Origin of the sequence: Sphingobium xenophagum (assembly GCF_002288285.1) — a bacterium.
Lineage (GTDB): Bacteria > Pseudomonadota > Alphaproteobacteria > Sphingomonadales > Sphingomonadaceae > Sphingobium > Sphingobium xenophagum.
The window spans coordinates 3005549-3029198 of the sequence record NZ_CP022745.1 but is presented as its reverse complement, the minus strand read 5'-3'; the positions used below and the strand labels follow the sequence as shown (position 1 = coordinate 3029198).

Here is a 23650-nt window from a genome sequence, read left to right as displayed (position 1 = left end):
GCGTCGGTCGAGAACAGTTCTCGACAAGCTCGAACCGAACGGTGAGGATATTACCCCCGCGCCACAGCATTGGCGGCCGACAGCACCGCCTGCACCGAAGCCGTCGCGACGTCGGCGTCCGTCCCCACGCCGAATATCGTGCGCCCGTCGGGTGTGCGGCATTCGACATAGGCGGCGGCGTTCACGTCGCTGCCCGATCCGATCGCATGTTCGCTATAGTCGGCGATTTCCAGTTCGACGCCCAGTTCCTCGCGCAGCGCGGCCAGCACGGACGACAGCAGGCCGTTGCCACGCCCCGAAATCGAGCGTTCGCCGCCCTTGTGCGCGATCTTGCCGGTGAAGATGCGGTCGCCTGCCGCGCCGCCTTCCTGATAGTCGATCAGGCGATAGGCCTGTTCGCCGCCCAGATGATAATGGTCCTGGAACGCGGTCCAGATGTCGGCGGCATTGAGTTCGCGGCTGGACTGGTCGGCCATGCCCTGCACCACGCGGCTGAAATCGGCCTGCATCCGCTTGGGCAGCTTGAAGCCCTTGTCCTGCTGCAATACCCAGGCGACGCCGCCCTTGCCCGACTGCGAATTGACCCGGATCACCGCCTCATAGTCGCGGCCCAGATCCTTGGGGTCGATCGGCAGGTAGGGCACGTCCCAGATCAGGTCGTTGCGCGCTTCCTGCGCGGCAAAGCCCTTCTTGATCGCGTCCTGATGGCTGCCGGAAAAAGCGGTGAACACCAGTTCGCCGGCATAGGGATGGCGCGGATGGACGGGCAGCTGGTTGCAATATTCGACCGTCTGAATGACCTCGTCAATGTCGCTGAAATCGAGGCCGGGGTTGATCCCCTGCGTGTACATGTTGAGCGCCACCGTCACCAGATCGCAATTGCCGGTGCGCTCGCCATTGCCGAACAGACAGCCTTCGACACGGTCCGCGCCCGCCATCAGCCCCAGTTCCGCCGCTGCAACGCCAGTGCCGCGATCATTATGCGGGTGCAGTGAGATGACGACACTGTCGCGCTTGCTGATATGGCGGCACATCCATTCGATCTGGTCGGCATAGATGTTGGGCGTGGCGCACTCGACCGTGGCGGGCAGGTTCAGGATCAGCGGCTTGTCCGGCGTGGGCATCAAAATGTCCATCACCGCCTCGCAACATTCCAGGCTGAAATCCAGTTCAGCGGTGGAGAAGGTTTCGGGCGAATATTCAAAATGCCAGTCGGTATCGGGCTGGGCCGCCGCATTGTCGCGCAGCAGCTTGGCAGCGGTGACGGCGATCTCCTTGATCTGTGGCCGCTCCATGCCGAACACGATCCGCCGCCAGGCAGGCGACACCGCGTTATAGACATGGACGATCGCCTTCTTCGCGCCGCGCAGGCTTTCGAACGTCGTCGCGATCAGATCCTCACGCGCCTGCGTCAGCACCTGCACCATCACATCGTCGGGAATGCGCCCATCCTTCACCAGCGCGCTGATGAAGTCGAATTCGGTCGCGCCCGCGGACGGGAAACCGACCTCGATCTCCTTGACGCCGACTTTCACCAGCAGGTCGAAGAAGCGGCTCTTCTTCTCTGCATTCATCGGGTCGATCAGCGCCTGATTGCCATCGCGCAGATCGGTCGAGAGCCAGCGCGGGGGGCTGGTGATGACATTGCCCGGCCATTGGCGGTTGGGCAGGTCGATCTGTGGGAAGGCGCGATATTTCTGGGATGGATCAGTCAACATCATGGGTCAGCTACTTCTTTTGCGAACGGGCGCGCGGCTATTCGATGGCGCGCAGCCCGGTTAACGATGATCAGCGAAAAGGAAGCCCTTAGGCGTATCGTTGCTGCCCATAATCGAAAGACAGCGCAAAAACCACGCCTAAGGGCGTGTAAGTCGTAGCAGGGGAAGAAGCGTCGCGCTCTGCATGATGGGGACGGCATAGCCGCTTTTGTGGCGGGGCGTCCAGTGGTTATTGCCCAACCCGGATCCGTCATCCTGACGAAAGTCAGGATCCAGGGTCCGGCACACAGCGCCGGACGCTCTGGACCCCGGAGCAAGTCCGGGGTGACGGAGGTGGATTGATGGCCTTACTTCTGGAACGCGGCGACGATTTTCAGTTCGATCGCGTCGCCAACCATCGGCACGCCATAGGCCATGCCGAAATCGCTGCGCTTGATCGTCGTGGTGGCGACGAAGCCAACATTTTCCTTGCCGCCCGCCATCGCCGGAGCCTTGCCCGCGCCGTAAAGTTCAGCGTCCAGCGTCACGGGCTTGGTCACGCCCTTGATCGTCAGATTGCCGGTGATGTCCGCCCCGGTCGCGCCATCGGGCTTCACGCTGGTCGACACGAAGGTCGCGGTCGGGAATTTGGCGGCGTCAAAGAAATCCGCCTTCATCAGATGCTCGTCCAGCTTGGGTACGCCCGTGCGCAGATTGGCGACCGTGAAGGTGACGGACACTTTGGACGCGGCCGGGTTCGCCTTGTCCAGCGTCAACGTGCCGGTCGGTTCGGCGATGGTCCCCATATTGCTGGTGAAACCCATATGGTCCCACGCAAAAACCACCTGGGTATGGCCCGGATCGACGGTGTAGGTGCCGCCTGTCACCTTGGCCGGATCCTTGGTGCCGGGCGCGGTCATCGGCGCCTGCGCGATCAGGACGGTGCCGCCGGTCAGGGCGATCAGGGCAGCGGCGGGGATGAGATATTTTTGCATGGGAAAACTCTCCACAACGATCAAGGGGCGCTACCACAATAGGCAGCGCCCCCGACAAGTTCCAGAGCCGTAACCAGAAACGGATCGTTCCCGTTCTAACATGACTTTGCAAAATCCTCCCCCTGTGGGGGAGGTGGCATCGCGCAGCGATGACGGAGGGGTGTCGCCCTCACGATAGCGCGACACCCCTCCACCACCGCTACGCGGCGGTCCCCCTCCCCTTGCAGGGGAGGAATGATCGGTCAGTTCTTTTCCTGATCCACCAGCTTGTTGGCGGCGATCCAGGGCATCATTGCGCGCAGCTTCGCGCCGGTTTCCTCGATCGGGTGACGCTTGGCCGCGATGCGGCTGGCCTTCAGCTCCGGCTGACCGGCGCGGTTGTCGAGCACGAAGTCCTTGACGAAGCGGCCCGACTGGATGTCGGCCAATACGCGCTTCATTTCCTTCTTGGTTTCTTCTGTGATGATGCGCGGGCCGGTCTTGATGTCGCCATATTCGGCGGTGTTGCTGATCGAATAGCGCATGTTGGCGATGCCGCCTTCATACATCAGGTCGACGATCAGCTTGAGCTCGTGCAGACATTCGAAATAGGCCATTTCGGGCGCGTAACCGGCTTCCACCAGCGTTTCGAAACCGGCCTGGACCAGCGCGGTCGCGCCGCCGCACAGCACGGCCTGCTCGCCGAACAGGTCGGTTTCGCATTCCTCGCGGAAGTTGGTTTCGATGATGCCGCTGCGGCCGCCGCCAACGCCGCTGGCGTAGGACAGGGCGATGTCATGGGCGTTGCCGGTCGCGTCCTGATAGACGGCGATCAGGCAGGGGACGCCGCCGCCGCGCTGATATTCGCTGCGCACGGTGTGGCCCGGACCCTTGGGCGCGATCATGATGACGTCCACATCCTTGCGCGGCTCGATCAGGCCGAAATGGACGTTCAGGCCATGGGCAAAGGCCAGTGCCGCGCCGGGGCGCAGATTGGCGTGGATGTCGTCGGCGTAGATGGCGGCCTGATGTTCGTCGGGGGCCAGGATCATGAGGACATCGGCCCAGGCGGCGGCTTCGGCGTTCGGGAACACCTTGAACCCGGCGCCTTCGGCCTTCTTGGCAGACGCCGAACCGGGGCGCAGCGCGATGGCGACTTCCGCAACGCCGCTGTCGCGCAGGTTTTGCGCATGGGCATGACCCTGCGAACCATAGCCCAGAATGGCGATCTTCTTGCCCTTGATCAGGCCGATGTCCGCGTCGTGATCGTAATAAACCTTCATGAGTGTCTCTTCCCTCGAACCGTGCCATTTTCCTCGCCCCTTCAGGGGAGAGGATACGAAATCTTGGCGCGGCGAAGCCGTGCCTAGATGAAGTTGGAGAGGGGGACCGCTGTGTCAGCCCTCTCTCCAGCTGCGACCAGGCAGTCGATCAGAGTCATGTGCTCTAAATCGACTGCCTGGTCTCGCTTCCTCTCCCCGCCGGGGAGAGGAGAATTCAGGTTAAATCGCTTCTTTCCCCCGGATCAGGCCGACCACACCGGTGCGGCCAACCTCGACCAGGCCAATCTGGCGCATCAGGCCGACGAAATTGTCCACCTTGTCGGTCGTGCCGGTGATTTCGAAAATGAAGCTTTCGATCGTCGTGTCGACCACCTTGGCGCGGAACACATCGGCCAGGCGCAGCGCCTCGATCCGGTCCTCGCCTGTGCCCGACACCTTGACCAGCGCCAGTTCGCGCTCGACGAAGGGGCCGCTTTCGGTCAGGTCCGTCACCTTGTGCACCGGGACCAGCCGGTCGAGCTGGGCGATGATCTGGTCGATCACCTTGGGCGGGCCATTGGTGACGATGGTGATGCGGCTTACGCCATGGTCGGGGGTGATGTCGGCCACGGTCAGGCTGTCGATATTATAGCCGCGCGCGGTGAACAGGCCCGCGATGCGCGCCAATATGCCGGCCTCGTTCGAGACGGTCAGCGACAGGACGTGTCGCTGGCTCAATTCTTCCTGAATATGCATCAGATGCTTGTCCCGTTTTCCTGCTCTGCGTCCCCGTCCGCCTTGTCGGGTCGCTGCGAAATCATCGCCGTAAAGGCATAGTGCCAGCCGCCATCCTGCCGGTGGGCGAGGCGGACGGGAAAGCCCGTAACCGCATCGAACATCCGGCTCAGATGCTCGCCCACATAGCGCGGGCCGATCAGCAGCGTGCCGATATGGCGCTCATGATGGTCGAACCCCTGGTCCAGATGCACTTCCCATTCGTCATTGTCCGGGTCGGCATGGTCGATGGTCCAGCCGGTCAGCTCGGCGCTGCCCACGTTCCGCTCGAAATCCCATGGTTCCGTGACGTGAATGCGCAGTTTCAGATGCTGCGTCACACCGTCATCCTCATACCAGCGCCTTGGCTTCGTCCGTCATGCTGCCCTTCACCTGGCTGGGGTCGAGCAGCATGTCGGTGTGCGCCGCACCCGACGGGATCATCGGGAAACAGTTGGACAATTTGGCCACGCGGCAGTCGACGATCACCGGGCCGGGCGTGTCGATCATGGCGCGGATGCCGCTTTCCAGATCGTCCGGCCCCTCGATCCGAATGCCGGTCCAGCCATAGGCTTCGGCCAGCTTCACGAAATCGGGCAGGCTGTCGGAATAGCTGTTGGAATAGCGGCTCTGATAGGTCAGTTCCTGCCACTGGCGGACCATGCCCATATATTCATTGTTCAGGATGAAGATCTTGACCGGCAGGCGATATTGGCTGGCCGTTCCCATTTCCTGAATGTTCATCTGGATCGACGCATCGCCCGCGACGCAGATGACCAGGCTGTCGGGATTGCCCATCTGCGCGCCGATGGCGGCCGGGAAACCATAGCCCATCGTGCCAAGGCCCCCGGAGGTCAGCCATTTGTTGGGCGCGTCGAAGCCGAAATGCTGCGCCGCCCACATCTGGTGCTGGCCGACTTCGGTGGTGATGATGACGTCCTTGCCGGTCGCGGTGCAGGCCGTGTACAGGTCGGCGATCGCGCGTTGGGGCATGATTTCGGCGCCGTCTTCGGCATAGCCGAGCGACTTTTTCGCACGCCAGCCGTCAATCTGCGCCCACCAGGCCGACAGGTCGGCGGCTTCATGACCGCGCGCCTTCCACAGCGCCACCATGTCCGCCATCGCGCTGCCGACATCGGCGACGATGGCGACGTCGACATCGACGATCTTGTTGATGCTGCTGCGGTCGATGTCGATATGGACCTTGCGACTGTTGGGCGCGAAAGCGTCCAGACGGCCGGTAACCCGGTCGTCGAAACGCGCGCCGACGCAGATGATGAGGTCCGCCTTGTTCATCGCGAAATTGGCTTCGTAGGTGCCGTGCATGCCCAGCATGCCCAGCCATTGCGGGCCGGTCGCGGGATAGGCGCCCAGACCCATCAGCGTCGACGTGACGGGCGCGCCGGTCAGGGCTGCAAGTTCGCGCAACAGGGTGGATGCTTCCGGCCCGCTGTTGATGACGCCGCCGCCCGTATAGAAAACCGGCCGTTCCGCCGCGGCCAGCATCTCGACCGCAACGTCGATCCCGGCGGCATCCGCCTTGGTCTGCGGATGATAGCTGGCATGGGCGACCGGCGCGGGACGCTTGTAGGGCGCGGTGGCGATCTGGACATTCTTTGGAATGTCGATGACGACGGGGCCGGGGCGGCCAGTCGTGGCGATATGAAACGCCTCATGAATGACGCCCGCCAGTTTGGCCGGGTCTTTCACCAGATAATTATGCTTGGTGCAGTGGCGCGTGATGCCGACCGTATCCGCTTCCTGAAAAGCGTCGGTACCGATCAGCTGGGTTGGAACCTGGCCGGTGATGACGACCATGGGGATCGAATCCATCAGCGCGTCGGTGATGCCGGTGACGGCATTGGTCGCGCCGGGGCCGGACGTGACCAGGACGACGCCGGGCTTGCCGGTCGACCGGGCATAGCCCTCCGCCATATGGGTCGCGCCCTGTTCGTGGCGGACCAGCACATGCTTGATCGTGGGATGATTGAAGAGTGCGTCGTAGATGGGCAGCACTGCGCCGCCCGGATAGCCGAACACGACTTCGACACCCAGATCCAGCAGGCATTCGACCAAAATGTCCGCGCCGCTCTTTTCGGCCACGATAGATTCCTTCGCATTGTTCAAGCCGGGCCCTTTGCGTCAAGCGACGCGAAATGGCAAGGTAGCCGCCACTATCTGACACAAAATGACGTGTCAAATACTATTGTTGTAATTTAATTGCCAATTCGTCGATAATTTTATCATCAATATGCCGCCTTTCACGCGTCCAGCCTGGCGGCGGCTGGTTCGAAAACCAGGTATATTGCCGCTTTGCATATTGCCGCGTCGCCAGCCGACCTTTTTCAATTGCTATGTCCAGCTTAGTGTCGCCTTTGATCCAGCCGCGGATTTCCGGTACGCCGATCGCCCGCATTACCGGCAGGTCGGGGTGCAGATTGCGCGCCAGCAGCGCCTCCACCTCCGCCACTGCGCCCTGTTCCATCATCTGCCCGAACCGCCGGTCGCACCGTTCCATCAGCCACTCGCGCGGCGGCAGCAGGATCATCGGGATCAGGGTGATGGCGTCGCCGATGCCGCCGCTTTTATGCTGCTGCCAGGCTTTGAGCGGCTTGCCGGTCGATCGCACGACCTCCAGCGCCCGCGCCACCCGCGTCGTGTCGGCTGGGGCCAGCCGGGCGGCGGCTTCGGGGTCTTCGACGCGCAATGCCGCATGGGCGTCAGCCACCGGAAGCGCCCGCACCGTCGCGCGAATCTCCGGGTCGATCTCAGGCACCGGCGCGATGCCGTCCAGCAGCGTGCGGATATAAAGGCCGGTCCCGCCGACCAGCACGGGCAGGCGTCCGGCGCCATGGGCGGCAGCAATCTCTGCCTTGGCCTCCGCCGCCCAGCGCGGCGCGGTACAGGCCTCCGCGCCGTCGATATGGCCGAACAGCTTGTGCGGCACATCGCCCATTTCCTCTGGCGAAGGCCGGGCGGACAGGATCGCCAGATCGGCATAGACCTGGCTGGCGTCGGCATTGATGACGATGCCATTGGCGGCTTTGGCCAGCGCAATGGCAAGCGCGCTCTTGCCGCTGGCGGTCGGCCCGGCAATAAGCGCGACCCGTGGGCGGGATTCGCCCTCTTGTGGTTCAGGAGTGTGCATGTTCGTCGCGACCTTAGTGGCAAGCGCCTCGATGGGGCAGGGGGATATTGCGCAAGGGGCGGACAGACTCGCCCAGGCGGGATGCAGGCCGGGCGATATAATCTGGCTGGACGCGGGCAAAGCTGCCGACATCCTTTTCGCCGCCGACCCGGTCGGAGCCCGTGCTGCGCTTGCCGATCTGGGGCAGGGCATCGACGTGATCGTCCAACCCGCCGCCACCCGCGAAAAAAAGCTGATCATCGCCGACATGGATTCGACCATGATCACGGTCGAATGTATCGACGAACTGGCCGACTATGCCGGGATCAAGCCGCAGATCGCCGAGATCACCGAACGGGCGATGCGCGGCGAACTGGACTTTGCAGGCGCGCTGGACGAGCGGGTCGCGCTGCTCAAAGGGCTGGAGGACAGCGCCATCGACCGCTGCCGCGCCGAACGGGTGACAATTATGCCCGGCGCCAGGGCACTGGTTCGCACGATGAAGGCGCGGGGTGCCAAAGCCCTGCTGGTGTCGGGTGGCTTCACCCGTTTCACTGGACCAGTGGCTGAGGAAATCGGCTTCGATGCTGCTGTCGCCAATGTGCTGGAGATTGCCGACGGCGCGCTTCTGGGCACTGTCACCCGCCCGATCGTCGATGCCGCGCGCAAACGCGCCGAACTGGAAGCCATGATCGCTGGCGGCATGGATCGCGCGCTGACGCTGGCTGTGGGCGATGGTGCCAATGATATTCCGATGATCGAGGGGGCGGGGCTGGGCGTCGCCTATCATGCCAAGCCCAAGACTCGCGCGGCGGCCGCAGCGGAAATCGTCCATGGCGACCTTTCCGTGCTGCTCTATGCGCAAGGCATCGCCTCGGCCGACTGGGTGCAGGACTGATTTTCGGCCATTTCGTCGCATTATCGTGGTTAAGCCACTGTTCGCCGTCATTTCGCTCCGGTAATGGATTATTTTGCGTGGTTCGCACGTTGCCCTCGCGTCGCACCTGCTGCGGCTAGAGGTCAATGCGGCGTCCGGCGATCCCCGCCATCGCGCCCAGGGAGAAGATATGAAAATCAACCATATGGCTTTGGCTGCCGCCGGGCTGTTCGCGCTGAGCGCCTGCGCCAAGAATGAACCGCCCGTTACCGTTGCGCCGCCCGTCGGGCCGGGCGCGATTGCCGGTACGGTCGCTGCCGATCGCGATGGCGACGGCTATGTCGATGGCTATTACACGTCGGACGGCATGTATCATGCCGTGCAGGGGCCGCCTTGCCCGCCGCCGCCCCCGCCGCCGCCGCCCCGTCGCGGAGAACGCGGCTGATCCGTAAGATGAACCGGGCGCGGCACCACCGCCGCGCCCGCGCCTTTCCCCTCGCTCTGCTGCTTGCGGCCTGCGCCGTCGCGCTGCCTGTGTCCGCGCGTGCCCAGCCCGCCGATGCGCCTGCGGACGCGGCGAAAGCCAGCGTCGCGAGCGAAATTCGCGCGGGCGTGAGCGGAAAGCTCAAGGATTTTTACGGTCCGCGCGGCTATTGGCCGCTCTGGGTGGAAAAGGACGCGATCGGGCCGCAGGCCGACGCATTGCTGGCGCTGATCGCCAGCGTCGATGTCGATGGCCTCGACCCGCGTGATTATGATCCGCGCGGCCTCCAGCGCCTGATCGAGGAAGCGGACGCCAGCCCCACGCCCAAGGCACTGGCCCGCGCCGATCTGGCGCTGTCAAAAGCCTTTGCCGCGCTGGTCGCAGACATGCGCCGTCCCGCACGCGGCATCGGCATGCGCTATTTGGACCCGGAAGTCGAACCGCGCGATCCCGATCCATCGGACCTGCTGCGTGCCGCTGCCGTGACCCCGTCGCTCACCGACTATATTCAGACCGCTGGCTGGATGAGTCCCTTTTACATGCGCCTGCGCACGGCCCGCGCCGATTACCGGGCGCGCTGGGGCGACCTGCCGGGCGTTACGGTGCCGGAAGGGGTGAAGCTGCGCCCCGGCGGCAGCACGCCGGAAATCGCTCTGCTGCGCCATCGGCTCGGCTTGGCCCAGGGCGCCGCCTATGACCGGGCACTGACAGCGCGTGTGCGCGCGTTCCAGAGCGATCATGGGCTGTCCGCGGACGGCATAGCGGGCGGGCAGACGATCAGCGCGCTCAACCGGGGACCGGCTTATTATGACCGGCAGTTGGCGCTCAATATGGAGCGGGCCCGGCTGCTTCCCGGACCCTGGGTGCGGCATGTCGTGGTGGATGCCGCATCGGCGCGCCTCTGGTATTACAGCAAAGGCGCGCTCGACGGCACGATGAAGGTCGTGGCTGGCGCCAGGGAATCGCAGACGCCGATGATGGCGGGCATGATCCGCTACGCCACGCTCAACCCCTATTGGAACATCCCGCCCGATCTGGTGCAAAGCCGGGTCGCGCCAAAAATCCTGAAAGGCGCTTCGCTCAAGGGCATGCATTATGAGGCATTGGCCGACTGGAGCGCCAATCCCGCGCCTCTTGCCCAGAGCGCGGTCGACTGGGGTTCGGTCGCGGCGGGGCGCAGCGAAGTGCGGGTGCGGCAATTGCCGGGCGGCGACAATGCCATGGGCCGGGTGAAATTCATGTTCCCCAACGACCTTGGCATCTACCTGCACGACACGCCCTCGCGCGACCTGTTCGCCAAGCCTGCGCGCCATTTCAGCAATGGCTGCGTCCGCCTGGAGGATGCGCAGCGCCTTGGCCGCTGGTTCTTCGGCAAGCAGCCGGTGGCGGACGGCAGCGCGCCGGAACAGCATCAGCCTTTGCCGCAGCCGGTGCCGGTATATCTCACCTATCTGACCGCCGTTCCGACCGCGCAGGGGGTGCAGTTTCTGCCGGATGTGTACGGGCGGGACGGGGATTAGGAGCGCATCAAATGCGGGGCTATCATATATGACTCCGCCCCCGCCATCATCGTCATGCTGAACTTGTTTCAGCATCCATTTCTCGTCTCCAGCGGCGGCTTTTGGGGCACGATGGATCCTGAAATAAATTCAGGATGACGGTGAGGATGGAGCATTCGCTGGCCTAAAGACCCGCCACCAGCCCATCAATCGCGCCCTGCAAAATGTAACTCGCCGCCAGCTTGTCGACCAGTACCTCGCGCCGGGCACGGCTGGCGTCGGCTTCCAGCAGGGTGCGGGTGACGGCCTGGGTCGACCAGCGTTCGTCCCACAACAGGATGGGGAGGCCCAGATCGGTCAGATTTTGCGCAAAGGCGCGGCTGGACTGGCTGCGCGGGCTGCCTGTGCCGTCCAGGTTGAGCGGCAGGCCGATGACGATGCCCTTGACCTGCTGCTGCGCGATGAAGGCGGCGATCGCGATCTTGTCCTTGGTGAACTTGCCGCGATTGATCGTGTGGGCCGGGCTGGCGATCGACCAGCGATCGTCGCACAGCGCCAGTCCGATCGTCTTGGTGCCGACATCCATGCCGATCAGTCGCCCGCCTTCGGGCAGGCATTCGCGAAAGGCGACGCGATCCGTGGTCAGCAGGCTCATGACTTCAGGAATGCGGCCAGCCGCTGCCGGGCGTCGTTGCGGACGTTGGCCCAGAACAGGCTGTAATCATACACATGGTAGTTGTTGCCGGGCAGGGTGAAGGGGCCCATGTCCACCGGTTCGCCGATCATCAGCACGCCGCTGGTGTCGCAGCGGGCGGGCACGATGCCTGACAGGAGACGCGGGGGCTTGCCTGCGTCGCGGCTGTCGAGCGTGCCGCGATTGGCGCTGGCGGGCGCTGCGCCGTTGAACGCGCCGGTGATGGGGTTGGTGCAGAGCATGTGGGTGCCCTTGCGCGGCTTGCCGGTATAGCCGGTTTTCTTGCCGAATGTTTCGATCACCGCTGACGGATCGGCCGGTTCGGCATAGCTTTGCCAACTGACGATGCAATGCGCCTGCGCTGCGCGCGCGCAGGCAGGCAGGCCGAGTGCGGGCAGGTCTGCCTCGACCGAAATCGGCCAGCCCACGGCATAGACAGCGGCGATCCGCTTTTCGACCGGCTTGCCCGCGACTTGTTCGCGCAGCAATTGCAGCAGGTGGCGCGACCCCTGGCTATGCCCGGCCAGTATCAGCGGCCCGGTAGGATTGGCTTTCAGGAAAGCAGCGAACGCCTGGGCCACGTCGCGATAGGCGACGGCAAGCGCCTTGTCCCCCTCCGGCCCGTCGGTCAGAAAGGCGCCAAAGTTGGCCTGGCGATAGCGCGGCGCCCAGATATTGCCAGCCGCATTGAACGCACTGGCCTGGCCGGTCACGAAGCGGCGCGCGGTTGCGTCAGCTTCCTTCTCGCCAATCGGCGCGTTCCAATGAGCGTTGCTAAAGGTGGTGATGTAGCTGGTAGGGTGGATGAAGAATACCGCAGCCTTTTCCGGAACGGGCGCATCCTTGACCCCCTGTGGCGTCCAGAGCGCGGGATTATCCTTTAAGATGTCGGGCCTGGCGATCCACATCGCCTGCTTGTCATAAGCGTCGGCAGGCAGGGGTTGAAGGTCGCTAAACGCTTCGCGCGGGACCATTGCAATACGCATCAATTGGGGCTGCAAGATTCCATAAGCCAGCTTACCCACGATCACCAACACAATCAGGCCAGCGAATACATAGAGGAATTTGCGCGCCACGACTGCTCTCCGATGTCGGGTGGACCCTGGCCCGCCCTTCTCCCCGCCTGTCTGGCGCAAGCGCTGCGCCTGCGCAAGATGAACCATGGTCGACAGGTCGCCCCTTGAAGCAGGTTGAACCGAGTGCTAGCGGCGAAGCCATGTCGATAGACCTTCAAACTGTAAAAAAGATCGCCAGCCTTTCGCGCATTTCGGTGACTGACGCCGAAGCGCAAGCGATGGTGCCCGAACTCAACAACATCCTTGGCTGGGTGGAGCAATTGGGCGAGGTGGACGTCACCGGCATAGAGCCGATGACCGCCGTCATTCCCAATGTTCAGCGCCTGCGTGAGGATGTCGTGACCGACGGCAATGTCCGCGAACTTGTGCTGGCCAATGCCCCCCAGGCCGAACATGGCTTTTTTGCCGTTCCCAAGGTGATCGAGTGACCAATCTGACTGACCTGACCGTAGCCGAAATCCGCGACGGGTTTCGCGCTGGCGATTTTTCCGCGCGCGAAGTGGCCGAAGGGTTCAACGCCAATGTCGCGGCGGCCAAGGCGCTCAACGCCTTCATCGTCGAGACGCCGGACAAGGCGCTGGAAGCCGCCGACGCGGCCGACAAGGCGAAGGCTGCTGGCGAAACGCCGGGCGCGCTGGCCGGTGTGCCGATCGGCATGAAGGATCTGTTCTGCACCAAAGGGGTGCAGACCACCGCGGCGTCGCACATGCTGGAAGGGTTCGTCCCGACCTATGAATCCACCGTATCGGGCAAGCTGTGGGCGGCAGGCGCGGGGATGCTGGGCAAGCTGAACCTGGATCAGTTCGCCATGGGATCGTCCAACGAGACCAGCTATTTCGGCAATGTTATCTCCCCATGGAAGCGTGGCGGTGGCGACAATGCCGCACTCGCGCCCGGCGGCTCTTCGGGCGGTTCTTCCTCGGCCATTTCCGCGCGGCTGTGCCCGGCGGCGACCGGCACGGATACTGGCGGCTCGATCCGCCAGCCTGCCGCCTTCACTGGCATTTCGGGGATCAAGCCGACCTATGGCCGCTGCTCGCGCTGGGGCATCGTGGCCTTTGCGTCCTCGCTCGATCAGGCCGGGCCGATGGCGCGGACGGTTCGCGACAATGCGATCCTGCTGGAAGTCATGTCGGGCTTTGACCCCAAGGATTCGACCAGCCTCGACCTGCCGGTGCCGCAGTGGGAAGCCAATCTGTCGAGCGACCTCAAGGGCAAGACGGTCGGCATTCCGAAGGAATATCGTCCCGATGGCCTGAACGCCGAAATCTCCGCCATGTGGGATCGCGGCATCGAATGGCTGAAGGACGCAGGCGCCAATGTGGTGGAGGTATCGCTGCCGCATACCCAATATGCGCTGCCGACCTATTATATCATCGCGCCTGCCGAAGCGTCGTCCAACCTCGCCCGCTATGACGGCGTGCGCTATGGCCAGCGCGACCTGCCCGATGGCGCTGGTTTGCAGGATATGTATGCCGCAACCCGCGCCGCCGGTTTCGGGCCGGAGGTCAAGCGCCGCATCATGATCGGCACCTATGTGCTGTCTGCCGGCTTCTACGACGCTTATTATACCCAGGCGCAGAAGGTGCGGGCACTGATCGCGCGCGACTTCGAACTCGCGTTTGAAAAATGCGACCTGCTGCTGACGCCGACCGCGCCCAGTTCCTCCTTCGCGCTGGGTGAGAAGCAGGCCGATCCACTGGCCATGTATCTGAATGACGTATTCACCGTGCCGGGCTCGCTGGCGGGGCTGCCCGCGATGGCTGTGCCGGGCGGGCTGGATTCGGCGGGGCTGCCAATCGGATTGCAGGTGATCGGCAAGGCGCTGGACGAGCAGACTGTGCTGAACGCTTCGCTGGCGATCGAGGAGCGTTCGGGCTTCACCGCGCGACCGGACAAGTGGTGGTAATATGAGTTTCGCAGAACTGGTGGGGGGACTTGTCGATTTGCTTGGTTCCTTCACTGTTTCTGAGAAACAGCGATATCAGCGTAAGGATGATCGACCAGCCAAGCGGCAGAAGATCGTCATGGCGACGGCGGAAGCGACATCCGATCGTCCCAGGACCAGCCTGTGGGTTAAGGGTCGCCGAGGCAAAGGTCGGATCGCTCCGACAGAAATTGATGGGCAAGAAGCGAATGACTGAATCAACCTATCGCATCCAGGGCGCAACCGGCGAGTGGGAGGTCGTGATCGGCCTGGAAGTCCATGCGCAGGTGACGTCGAATGCCAAGCTGTTTTCCGGCGCGGCGACTGCCTTCGGGGCAGAGCCGAACACGCAGGTCAGCCTGGTCGATGCGGCCATGCCCGGCATGTTGCCTGTCCCCAATCGCGAGTGCATTCGCCAGGCGGTCCGCACCGGCATGGCGATCGAGGCGCAGATCAACAAATGGTCGCGCTTCGACCGGAAGAATTATTTCTATGCCGATCTGCCGCAGGGCTATCAGATCAGTCAGCTCTATCACCCGATCGTGGGAGAGGGGCAGATCGAGATCGTGCTGGACGAGAAGAACCCGGACAGCAGCACCAAGGTGATCGGCGTCGAGCGTATCCATGTCGAGCAGGATGCGGGCAAGCTGATGCATGACCAGCATCCCACCAGTTCCTATGTCGACCTCAACCGGTCGGGCGTGGCGCTCATGGAGATCGTGTCGAAGCCCGACATGCGCTCGCCCGCCGAAGCCGGGGCTTATCTGTCCAAGCTGCGGACGATCCTGCGCTATGTCGGGTCGTGCGACGGCAATATGGACCAGGGATCGATGCGCGCCGACGTGAACGTGTCGGTTCGCAAGCCCGGCGAAGAATTCGGCACCCGCACCGAAACGAAGAATGTCAACTCGGTCCGCTTCGTCATGGCCGTGGTCGAGCATGAGGCCAACCGGCAGGTCGATGTGCTGGAGGCCGGCGGCAAGATCGTGCAGGAAACGCGGCTCTACGATCCCGATCGCAACGAAACGCGGTCGATGCGGTCGAAGGAAGATGCGCACGACTATCGCTATTTCCCCGATCCCGACCTGTTGCCGCTGGTGCTGGACGATGCGTTTCTGGACGAATGCCGCGCCTCGCTGCCGGAACTGCCCGACGTCAAGCGTAAGCGCTATGAGCAGGCGCTGGGCCTGTCCGCCTATAATGCCGCGACCCTGACCGCCGACGCCGACACGGCGCGCTGGTTCGAGACGCTGGTGGCCGAAGCCGCGCGCATCCAGGGCAAAAGCGAGAGCGATGTCGCGAAAGCATCGGCCAACTGGCTATTGTCGGAACTTTATGGCGCGCTCAATCGGCTGGGCAAGACGCTGGAGACCAGCCCGGTCGGCCCGACCGATGGCGCGGAATTGCTGGCACTGGTCGCCGACGGCACGATCAGCGGCACGATCGCCAAGCAGGTGTTCGAGATCATGCTGGAAACTGGCGACAAGCCCGGCAAGATCGTCGAGGAGAAGGGTCTGAAGCAAACGTCCGACACTGGCGCGATCGAGGCGGCGGTGGCCACGGTGCTGGCGAACAACGCCGACAAGGTCGAACAATATCGCGGCGGCAAGGAAGCGCTGTTCGGCTTCTTCGTGGGTCAGACCATGAAAGCCATGCAGGGCAAGGCCAACCCACAGGTCGTGAACGAACTGGTGAAGAAGGCATTGGCCGGGTAAGCGGAAAATTCATCCTCCGGCTGGCGAGGATGGGGCAAATTTAAGGGGCGTCGCCGGTGGGGATGGCGACGCCCCTCTTTTGTGCCCGGCCCCTGGGGGAGGGATCATGCCGGGGCGGAAATGGACGGGCCGGGAAGTCTGTGGGGTGTGGCCCGTCCATTCATAGGCAAGACGTCACAGCACGAAGTTAACCGTCGCCCGAAATGAGATGGCGACGTGATTTTGCTGTTCTTCCGCGCCGAATTCGCCGCCGACCCGGAATGTGTCGGTGCCGCCATAGAGGCGCGCGCGGCCTGTCCAGCCATTGGTGCGATCGTCGGCGACCAGGGTGAAACGATCGCCATCCTTGAAATTGGCCACCGTGTCGCCCAGCGATCCGCCAATGATCTGGCGGCGGCCACCCTCCAGTTCCAGTCGAACCCAGCCATCTTCACGCTTCAGGCTGCCAAAGTCATAGCCCGCCGTCACTGTGCCGCTGGCCGTGGTTTCATCGCTGGTCCGGCCCAGCACGGTGAGGTTGAAGGCGTCGCCGCCGCCGCTCTCACTATAGCCATCCTCCTTCAGGCGATAATAGTCGATGCCGATCGCCGGGCGCAGGCTGATGCGGCCCATCTGCCACTGGTAGGAGGCACCGGCCGTGGCGGAATAGAGTTTGCCGTTCCAGTTGCCGTTCGCGGTGCGGGTGACATCGCCATTGTCGAAACGGCGGGTGCCGTCAAAGCCGATATGGGCGGCGGACAGACGGGCAAAGGCCAGCAGCGGACCCCATTGGCCGCGCCAGTGCGCCGCCAGTTCATATTGATCGGAATCGACCGCATTGTTGGAACTGCCGCCGCTGTCGCTGGCGTGGATATAGGCGAAGGAGCCGCCGAACGCGCCCAGATCGGTCAGATATTCGACCCCGCCGCCTGCGCCCCAGCCGTTGATGTCGTAGGAGGCTGTATCGCCCACGCTCTTGGCGCCGCCAAATCCCACCTGTTGCAGCCAGAAGCCCAGCCGCCCGTCCTTGGTCCGATAGACGCCATTGGGGTCCGACAGGATGCGCGCGGTCGCGCGCGATCCCGACGTCACTGCTTCGAACGTGCCGCCCGCATGATCGGGCAGCATCTGGCGCAGATTGGTGGCCAGAGTCGTGCCATCGCTGATGCCGAGATAGGCGGTGGCGACGGCGGCATCATTATCGAGCGCATTGAAGATCGCCGGATAGGCACGGGCGAGCGAGCCGGTCAGCCCCAGTTCGGTCACGCTTTTGGCGGCAATCGAGAGGGTGACGGTCCCGGCATTGCTGTCGCCGCTGATATTGCCCTTGAACAGATAGGGGAGCAGGGTGCTGGTCGCCAACGCCGGGGCTCCACTGAGCGATCCGGCACGGACGATGACATAGTCGCCCGCCGATCCGCCGACCTGGGTCAGGTTGACCTTCACCTGCGATCCGCTGGCGAAGCTGGCCGCGCCCGCCACATTATAGACGGTGGCGGCATTGGTCGCCGCGTTGATGGTGACGCCCAGTGTCGATGTGCCGCTGGCGGACAGCGACGCAAGAGAAACCGGGCCGCTGTTGGTGGCATTGAGCGTGCCGCCGTTCAGTACGACCGCCATGTTACCGCTGTTGCTGATCGCGCCGGTCAGCGCCGACGTGCCGCCCAGGGTCAGCGTGCCGCTGCCGCTGCCGAAATCGACCGCGCCGTCCAGTCTGGCGCTGTCGGCCAGGGAGAGGTTCGCATTGCCGACACCGAAGTCGACATTGCCGGTCAGGTTGGATGCGCCTGACAGGGCGATGCTGTCATTGCCTGCGCCCAGCGTCAGATTGCCGGTGATGCTGCCGGCCGAAACGGTGAGCCCGTCATTGCCCGATCCCAGTCGAATATCGCCGATAATGGTCGGCGCAGCGGCTGTCGAGGACGCGAGCGCCTGCGTCAGGGTGACGCCGCTGCTGTTGGCGGTCAGGTCTATGGCGGTGTTGGTCAGGCCGCCCGATGCGCTGATCCGGCCAGTGTTGGACAGGCTGGCGAGCGTGCCGGAGGAATCGAGTATGGCGATCGCCGTACCTTTTTCCTTATTGGCCGCTGACGCGCTGACGGTGCCGCTGATGGTAAGCGCGTTGGCCGACGCGCCAGCGTCGATGACGATGGCGCGAGCCGATGTGCCAGCCAGCGCCGATCCTGCCGCGCCGACCGTGCCGCCTACCTTGATCGTGCCGGTACTGGCGCCCGATCCAAGCCGCAATGCAGTGGCGCTGCTGTCGTAGGAGACGGCGGACACCGTCCCGTCGATCCCGATGCCGTTGGCGATGGTGACATTGCCGCCCAGTCCGCCGATGCTCAAACCATTGGCGGCAACCCCGTCATACACGCCAAAGCCTCCGATCTGGCCCTTGACGATCAGGCCATAGCCCGAACTGTCGGCCGCGACCGCGCCGATGACGGTGTCGGCATTGGAAGCGCCGACCTGCACCGCAGCGGCGGAGCCATAGGTGACGATCGAGGCGCTGCCTTCGCTGGCGTCGGGCAGGCCGTCATCGTCCACGTCGGTATCCGTGCTGCTGGGCGTCGGCGGTACATCGAAGATCACGCCGCCGCTCACATTGCCAGCGATGACGACGGCGGAGCCGCCCTGCAACAGATCGTCGGCATCCAGCTTGGTCACGTCGGTCGGACGGGTGGTGGAGCGATAGCCAGTGCTGGCGATGTTGCCCTGGATTTTGAGCGCGCCATTGATGTCGCCCAGCAAAGCCGCGCCAATGCTGTTGGCGCCCTGCACCGACGTCGAACCGCGCAGCGTGACGTTGCCGGTAACGGCATTGGCGACCAGTCCGTAGCTATTGTCGCCGGTGATATTGGTGATGCCGCTGGTCGACAGATTGCCGGTCAGCGCACCGTCCAGCCGAAGGCCCGCCGACTGGTTACCCTCGATCGTGATTGTACCACTATGGCCGATATTGCCGACATGCGGCGCACCGGGCTGGACCCGGATGCCGGTCTTGCCCGATCCTTTGGCGAAGGGGCCGTCTATGTCGCCGTCACTGTCGGTGTCGGTCGCGGTATAATTTTCGGTCAGGGTGATCGTACCGCTGTTGGTGATGTCCCCCGTCGTGCCGGGTGCGGCGAGGATGGCGGTAACATCGTTCGCATCATTGATCGTGATCGTGCCGGCATTGCTGACGTCATGGTTGCTATCGAGCGTGATCCCGGTGCCGCTGGTCAGGGTGATCGATCCAGCGGAACTGATGACGATGTCGTCCGCCGATCCGTTCGCGACGGTCGACGTCTTGACTGAGGTGGTGGTCGACGTGCCGATCGTGGTGGCGGCCGTTGCATTGGCCAGCGTCAGCGCGACCAGCGCCGGGGCGATGGCCGTGCAGGCCAGTAGATGTCGCATGATGTCTCCTCTGCGTCCCGCGCCTGATTTTTATGCGCGCGTGCAGGAAGGACGGTGCCGGATCGGCATTTCCGTCTGAACCGATGTTCAGAAAGCGAAATCCATGCCGATGCGGACGGTGCGGGGGCGTAGCGGGGTGTAATAGTCGGTATGGAGGTCGAACGGCGTACCGAGCGAGAAACGGTTGCCGTCGCTGTCGAGCAGGTTGGCCAGCGAAAGGGATATTTGCACCGGGCCGCGCGTCACGCTGGTCGACAGGCTGGTGTCGACATAATCGCCCTGCGTCCGCCCCAATATCGGGCCGACGCCCAGTTGCGACTTGCCGACATAACGGGCCGATCCAGACAGATGCAGACGCATCCCATTGCCCATCACGGTGCGATAGTCGAACCCCAGCCGTCCGCCCAGATTGGCGACGTTGGGCAAGTCCAGCGAGCGCCCTTCGAAGGACAGCGCCCGCAGGAATTGCGCCGGCCGGGTCAGGCGGCTGTCATTATAGATGATGCTGGCATCCAGCGTCAGGCGCTGGATCGCGCGCACGACAATGCGTCCTTCGGCGGTGTATATGCGCCCATCGCCGATATTCGCGGTGGTCGGCAGGCCGATCCGGTCGGTCACGTCGGCCTGGATGTTGCGCCAGTCGGTATAGGCAAGGTTGGCGCTGATCGCGATGGCGTCGCGCCCCGCCACGCCTTTGCGAAAACCGATCTCGGCCGTCGATATGCGGTCATTCTGGAACCGGCGGACGCGCTGGTCATCCACCGCCAGACCGCCGGGCCGGAAGCCCTGTTGATAGCGGGCGTAGAGGGTGACGTCGGGGATCGCGTCCGTCAGCAGCGCGAAGGAGGGCAGGAAGATGGTTTCGCTGCGGTCCGCCTGCGCTTCGGCGCGGGCGATATCGGCAAAGGACAGGGCGGCAATGGGATCGAGCGCCTCGCCCGACAGGCGGCTGTTGGTCAGCCGTCCGCCAACGGTCGCGATCAGGCCCCTGACCGGCTCGAAAGAGGCTTCGCCGAACAGGGTCGCTTCCTTGACCTTGTTGCGGACCCCGGTGGCGGTGGCGGGCAAGCCGCGGCCGATCATGGGCACGCCGGGGATCACCTGCGGCTGGAACATGGCGGTGCCATAGGAGGTCAGCGATCGCCGGAGCTTCGACTGGCTTTGCAGATAGGATGCGCCCAATATCCAGCCCAGACCGTTGTCGAGATCGCGCACGAGCCGATTTTCGGTCGAAAAGATGTCGATGTCATTGCGCTGGCGGAACAGCGCGCTGGGTCCATCCTGTTGCGTGGCGTCGTAGCTTTCGGTGAGTTCATGATGGACGAAGCCGGTGGAGGAGACGAAGCGCAGGCTGTCCCATTGGCGCTCGACCCTGATATTGCCAAGCAGATAGTCGGAAAAATAAGGCTGTGCGACGCTGGAGGCGCGCTGGAGCCGGTCGAGCGACTGGGTCGCATATTGCGCGTCGCGACCATGAATATGCTGGTACACGCCGTTCAGGTCGACGGTCCAGTTTTCGTCCGGGGCAAAGCGCAAAGCCGCCCGGCCACCATAGGTACGGGTGCGATTGACATCGTTCAGGTCGCGGCTGACATCGTCAATATAGCCACCCTCCTGCACGCCATAGCCAACGACCCGCAGCGCAATTTTTTCCGGCATGATCGGCAGGTTGATCGTCGCCGACAGATCGCCCCCCGGCGCGCCATGCTGGGTGGCGGAAAGGCCCGCCGATACCTGCCCGCCAAATTCGCCCAGATTGGGGGCGTTGGGCATGATGCGGATGATGCCGCCAAGCGACCCCGCGCCGTACAACGTCCCCTGCGGTCCTTCCAATATCTCGACCCGGCCGACATCATAGAGTTTGAGGTCCGGGTCAGGCGCGGCATAATTGAGGCGCATGTCGCCCAGATATTGGCCAGTGGTCGCCTGGGTTGGTCCCGCGACGCCGGAATCGGCGATGGCGCGGATGAACAGTTTGTTGCGGCCATTGCCCGCATGGGTGGAACTGAGGCTGGCGACCCGCGCCAGCAGCGTAGCCGTGCCGCCCGACGCTTCGCCGCTGGAAAAGAGATTGGCGTCGATCGCTTCGACCATGCCGGCATAGCGGGGCAGGGGCGTGTAGCGTTTGGACGCGGTGACGATGATTTCCGCAACGGGTTGATCGGGCAGGGGGCTGCCGGTGCGCGGGCGGGGGTTTGGGCGGTTGCCACCGGGCGCGCGCGTACGATGCGCCAGGTCGAGGCGTCGATCATCATGGCCCTGGCACCGCTGCCCCGCAGCAGGCGCTTGAGCGCCGCGTCGACCGACAGGCGGCCCTTGACGGCGGGGGTGGCTATGCCGGCGAGCGACTGGTCCGACATGCCGACGCTGACGCCGGTTTGACGGCCAAGCGCCACCACGGCCTCGCCCAGCCGTGAAGGGGCGATGCTGATAGTCTGTCTGTCCGCTGCGTGCGCGGGCGTTGCGATCGCTAGGGCGGTGACGATCAGGAGCTCAGCTTTGCGGCCCATTCCCTTCCTTCAGCACCCAGCCGTCGCCAGTGCGTATCGCGCTCAGCCCCATGAGCGGCGCGGCCCCGGCGAAGAAGCGCGCCGGGTCTTTGTCCAGCCGGATCGTGCCAGTGAAGCGCATTGCCCGCGCGCCGGGCGTGGTGGTCAGCACGATGCCGAGCGAGCGGGCGATGTCCTGGCTGATGTCGGCCACGGCGGCATTGGCGTAGACCAGGCGTCCCTGCCGCCAGCTGGCGACGGCGGCGGGGGCGACGTCCATCACCCGCAATCCATCGCCATCATCGGCCAGTGCGCGTCCGGCGGGCAGGCTGATCGCTTCGGCCTGCGGATTGTAGATCACCTTGCCTTCGGATACGCCGATCCGGGTCGCATCGCCGGTATAGACGATGTTGAACACGGTGCCCGCATCCTCGAACACGGCATCGCCCACGGTTACGCGGAAGGGATCGGCCGCATCATGGCGTACGGTGAAGGCCGCTTCGCCGCTGTCGAGCGCGGCAAAGCGGGTATCATTGCGGTCGAGCCGCAGCGTCGTGCCGCCATTGACGTCGATCCGCGTGCCATCGTCCAGCGCGATGGTCTGCGTTTCGCCGGGCCGGGTGGTGATGGTGTAGATGTCGGCGCGATTCATCATGCTCAGCGAAATGGTCGCGACCAGCGCTGCTGCAATCGCGCCGCCGCCAACCCAGCGCCATGTCCGGTGCCGGGGTTCGCCCGGATCATTGGCGGCAATGGGCAAGGCAGCGGGCAGGGCTGCGGGACTGGACGGGATGATGGCGTCCAGGTCGGCGTCGGCCGCCATCAATGCGTCATAGGCGGCGGCGCGCGCAGGGTCGCCCTCCAGCCACAGCGTGAACGCCTCCCAATCGACAAAGTCGGGATCGCGCGTGCGGATGACCCATCCCAGCGCTTCCTCTTGCATCATGGCTCCAGCCCTGTTCATTTCTTGCCCCTTGCAGAGACTGACGCCGCCGACCCGCTCATGCCGTATCCATTTTCTGCTTGAGCGCGATCATGGCACGATAGGCCTTTTGCAGATCCTTCTCCACCGTGGTCAGGCTGACCCCCAGTTCCTCGGCGATCGCGCGTTGCCCCACCCCCTCGATACGGAAGCGACGGAACACCAACTCGACCCGCGGGCCGAGCGCGCGCAGCGTCTCGCGCGCTTCGTCCAGCGTCTGGTTGAGGATCAGTCGTTCGTCGACCGGCATGTCGTCGACCGGATCGGCCATCACGCCGCCTGCCCCTTCCGCCCAATCCTGTTCGCGCCGTTCGCGCCGCGTGGCGGATCGGTATCGGTCCAGCATCAGATTATTGGCCATGCGATAAAGATAGGGGAGCGGATCGGCGACCGGGCCGATATCCTTGGCCTCCAGCTTCATCCACATGTCCTGAATCAAGTCCTCCGCATTCTCCCCGGCACCGCGCGCCCGCAGGAAGCGCAGCAAGGCGGCGCGGTTTGCCATGAATAGTGCGGAGAGGCCGGTGGCCATGCCTGTCTATATCCAATGCGAGGCAAGTCTTGGCATGTTGCCATAGATGGCCAAGCGGGGTCTTGGCAATCGGCAAGCGGTTTACGGGCGTGCATTGCTGTTTTAGGGTCGGACCTGATCCAGACTTCAACATCCTCTCCTGGAAGGGGATGTGTCAGCGCGG

General features: G+C 64.0%; 19 protein-coding genes and 1 pseudogene. 7 read left to right on the top strand and 13 right to left on the bottom strand.

The window, feature by feature from the left end:
* Nucleotides 1-50 precede the first annotated feature (50 nt).
* The 7 genes from leuA to miaA all read right to left on the bottom strand — a co-directional run bounded on the left by leuA (nt 51) and on the right by miaA (nt 7855).
* The gene (leuA, locus tag CJD35_RS14755; protein ID WP_017184662.1) at nt 51-1721 is read right to left on the bottom strand and encodes a 2-isopropylmalate synthase; all 1671 of its coding nucleotides are present in this window, start codon (nt 1719-1721) and stop codon (nt 51-53) included.
* Between the two features lie 344 nt (nt 1722-2065).
* On the bottom strand, nt 2066-2692 hold the full coding sequence (locus CJD35_RS14750) for a YceI family protein (RefSeq protein ID WP_017184661.1): 627 nt from the start codon (nt 2690-2692) through the stop codon (nt 2066-2068).
* A 242-nt stretch (nt 2693-2934) separates the two neighbouring features.
* The gene (gene ilvC / locus CJD35_RS14745; protein ID WP_017184660.1) at nt 2935-3954 is read right to left on the bottom strand and encodes a ketol-acid reductoisomerase; all 1020 of its coding nucleotides are present in this window, start codon (nt 3952-3954) and stop codon (nt 2935-2937) included.
* Between the two features lie 219 nt (nt 3955-4173).
* Complete coding sequence (gene ilvN / locus CJD35_RS14740) at nt 4174-4689, bottom strand: acetolactate synthase small subunit (protein WP_017184659.1); 516 nt, start codon at nt 4687-4689, stop codon at nt 4174-4176.
* A complete protein-coding gene (locus CJD35_RS14735) occupies nt 4689-5048 on the bottom strand; it encodes a hypothetical protein (RefSeq protein ID WP_017184658.1) in 360 nt (119 codons plus the stop codon). Before CJD35_RS14735 ends, ilvN begins: the two co-directional genes overlap by 1 nt.
* A 10-nt stretch (nt 5049-5058) precedes the next feature.
* Complete coding sequence (locus CJD35_RS14730) at nt 5059-6810, bottom strand: acetolactate synthase 3 large subunit (RefSeq protein ID WP_026002679.1); 1752 nt, start codon at nt 6808-6810, stop codon at nt 5059-5061.
* 100 nt (nt 6811-6910) lie between these two features.
* A complete protein-coding gene (miaA, locus tag CJD35_RS14725) occupies nt 6911-7855 on the bottom strand; it encodes a tRNA (adenosine(37)-N6)-dimethylallyltransferase MiaA (RefSeq protein WP_017184656.1) in 945 nt (314 codons plus the stop codon).
* On the opposite strand from miaA, the gene serB reads away from it, so the two are divergent.
* The 3 genes from serB (at nt 7854) to CJD35_RS14710 (ending at nt 10715) form a co-directional block, all read left to right on the top strand.
* The gene (gene serB, locus CJD35_RS14720; protein ID WP_017184655.1) at nt 7854-8732 is read left to right on the top strand and encodes a phosphoserine phosphatase SerB; all 879 of its coding nucleotides are present in this window, start codon (nt 7854-7856) and stop codon (nt 8730-8732) included. The two genes, miaA and serB, sit on opposite strands and share 2 nt — an antisense overlap.
* A 169-nt stretch (nt 8733-8901) precedes the next feature.
* Nucleotides 8902-9156 (top strand): hypothetical protein, encoded by a 255-nt coding sequence (locus CJD35_RS14715; RefSeq protein ID WP_017184654.1) that lies wholly within the window; start codon nt 8902-8904, stop codon nt 9154-9156.
* Complete coding sequence (locus tag CJD35_RS14710; protein ID WP_478048180.1) at nt 9105-10715, top strand: L,D-transpeptidase family protein; 1611 nt, start codon at nt 9105-9107, stop codon at nt 10713-10715. Before CJD35_RS14715 ends, CJD35_RS14710 begins: the two co-directional genes overlap by 52 nt.
* Nucleotides 10716-10878: 163 nt before the next feature.
* Here the strand turns inward: CJD35_RS14710 and ruvX are convergent, their stop codons facing one another.
* Both ruvX and CJD35_RS14700 read right to left on the bottom strand, forming a co-directional pair.
* The gene (gene ruvX / locus CJD35_RS14705; RefSeq protein WP_017184652.1) at nt 10879-11349 is read right to left on the bottom strand and encodes a Holliday junction resolvase RuvX; all 471 of its coding nucleotides are present in this window, start codon (nt 11347-11349) and stop codon (nt 10879-10881) included.
* Complete coding sequence (locus tag CJD35_RS14700) at nt 11346-12464, bottom strand: DUF3089 domain-containing protein (RefSeq protein ID WP_017184651.1); 1119 nt, start codon at nt 12462-12464, stop codon at nt 11346-11348. Before CJD35_RS14700 ends, ruvX begins: the two co-directional genes overlap by 4 nt.
* 140 nt (nt 12465-12604) lie before the next feature.
* Between CJD35_RS14700 and gatC the strand changes: the two genes are divergently transcribed.
* From gatC to gatB, 4 genes are read left to right on the top strand one after another with little or no spacing between them, the layout of a single operon-like run.
* Entirely contained in the window at nt 12605-12892 is a 288-nt protein-coding gene (gene gatC / locus CJD35_RS14695) for an Asp-tRNA(Asn)/Glu-tRNA(Gln) amidotransferase subunit GatC (RefSeq protein ID WP_017184650.1), read from the top strand.
* On the top strand, nt 12889-14373 hold the full coding sequence (gene gatA, locus CJD35_RS14690) for an Asp-tRNA(Asn)/Glu-tRNA(Gln) amidotransferase subunit GatA (protein WP_017184649.1): 1485 nt from the start codon (nt 12889-12891) through the stop codon (nt 14371-14373). Before gatC ends, gatA begins: the two co-directional genes overlap by 4 nt.
* Nucleotide 14374: 1 nt before the next feature.
* Nucleotides 14375-14608 carry a hypothetical protein gene (locus tag CJD35_RS14685; RefSeq protein WP_095687174.1) on the top strand — a complete coding sequence of 78 codons (234 nt, stop codon included), beginning with the start codon at nt 14375-14377 and terminating at the stop codon, nt 14606-14608.
* Nucleotides 14601-16106, top strand: a complete 1506-nt coding sequence (gatB, locus tag CJD35_RS14680; protein WP_017184648.1) for an Asp-tRNA(Asn)/Glu-tRNA(Gln) amidotransferase subunit GatB — start codon at nt 14601-14603, stop codon at nt 16104-16106. The genes CJD35_RS14685 and gatB overlap by 8 nt, the downstream gene beginning before the upstream one ends.
* 174 nt (nt 16107-16280) lie before the next feature.
* Here gatB and CJD35_RS14675 read toward each other — a convergent pair whose 3' ends face one another.
* The 4 genes and pseudogenes from CJD35_RS14675 to CJD35_RS14660 form a co-directional block, all read right to left on the bottom strand.
* Nucleotides 16281-19484 (bottom strand): autotransporter outer membrane beta-barrel domain-containing protein, encoded by a 3204-nt coding sequence (locus tag CJD35_RS14675; protein ID WP_017184647.1) that lies wholly within the window; start codon nt 19482-19484, stop codon nt 16281-16283.
* A gap of 87 nt (nt 19485-19571) precedes the next feature.
* A pseudogene (locus tag CJD35_RS14670) lies at nt 19572-21994 on the bottom strand (TonB-dependent receptor).
* Entirely contained in the window at nt 21978-22919 is a 942-nt protein-coding gene (locus tag CJD35_RS14665; protein WP_017184645.1) for a FecR family protein, read from the bottom strand. The pseudogene CJD35_RS14670 and the gene CJD35_RS14665 overlap by 17 nt, the downstream one beginning before the upstream one ends.
* A 55-nt stretch (nt 22920-22974) precedes the next feature.
* A complete protein-coding gene (locus tag CJD35_RS14660; RefSeq protein WP_017184644.1) occupies nt 22975-23487 on the bottom strand; it encodes an RNA polymerase sigma factor in 513 nt (170 codons plus the stop codon).
* Nucleotides 23488-23650: the final 163 nt, after the last annotated feature.

Coding starts and splice junctions, on each gene's coding strand:
- miaA (WP_017184656.1), bottom strand. CDS start 7,855: ATGCACACTCCTGAACCACAAGAGGGCGAATCCCGCCCACGGGTCGCG.
- gatB (WP_017184648.1), top strand. CDS start 14,601: ATGACTGAATCAACCTATCGCATCCAGGGCGCAACCGGCGAGTGGGAG.
- gatC (WP_017184650.1), top strand. CDS start 12,605: ATGTCGATAGACCTTCAAACTGTAAAAAAGATCGCCAGCCTTTCGCGC.
- CJD35_RS14685 (WP_095687174.1), top strand. CDS start 14,375: ATGAGTTTCGCAGAACTGGTGGGGGGACTTGTCGATTTGCTTGGTTCC.
- CJD35_RS14665 (WP_017184645.1), bottom strand. CDS start 22,919: ATGATGCAAGAGGAAGCGCTGGGATGGGTCATCCGCACGCGCGATCCC.
- ilvN (WP_017184659.1), bottom strand. CDS start 4,689: ATGCATATTCAGGAAGAATTGAGCCAGCGACACGTCCTGTCGCTGACC.
- CJD35_RS14750 (WP_017184661.1), bottom strand. CDS start 2,692: ATGCAAAAATATCTCATCCCCGCCGCTGCCCTGATCGCCCTGACCGGC.
- ilvC (WP_017184660.1), bottom strand. CDS start 3,954: ATGAAGGTTTATTACGATCACGACGCGGACATCGGCCTGATCAAGGGC.
- CJD35_RS14715 (WP_017184654.1), top strand. CDS start 8,902: ATGAAAATCAACCATATGGCTTTGGCTGCCGCCGGGCTGTTCGCGCTG.
- CJD35_RS14660 (WP_017184644.1), bottom strand. CDS start 23,487: ATGGCCACCGGCCTCTCCGCACTATTCATGGCAAACCGCGCCGCCTTG.
- ruvX (WP_017184652.1), bottom strand. CDS start 11,349: ATGAGCCTGCTGACCACGGATCGCGTCGCCTTTCGCGAATGCCTGCCC.
- serB (WP_017184655.1), top strand. CDS start 7,854: ATGTTCGTCGCGACCTTAGTGGCAAGCGCCTCGATGGGGCAGGGGGAT.
- leuA (WP_017184662.1), bottom strand. CDS start 1,721: ATGATGTTGACTGATCCATCCCAGAAATATCGCGCCTTCCCACAGATC.
- CJD35_RS14675 (WP_017184647.1), bottom strand. CDS start 19,484: ATGCGACATCTACTGGCCTGCACGGCCATCGCCCCGGCGCTGGTCGCG.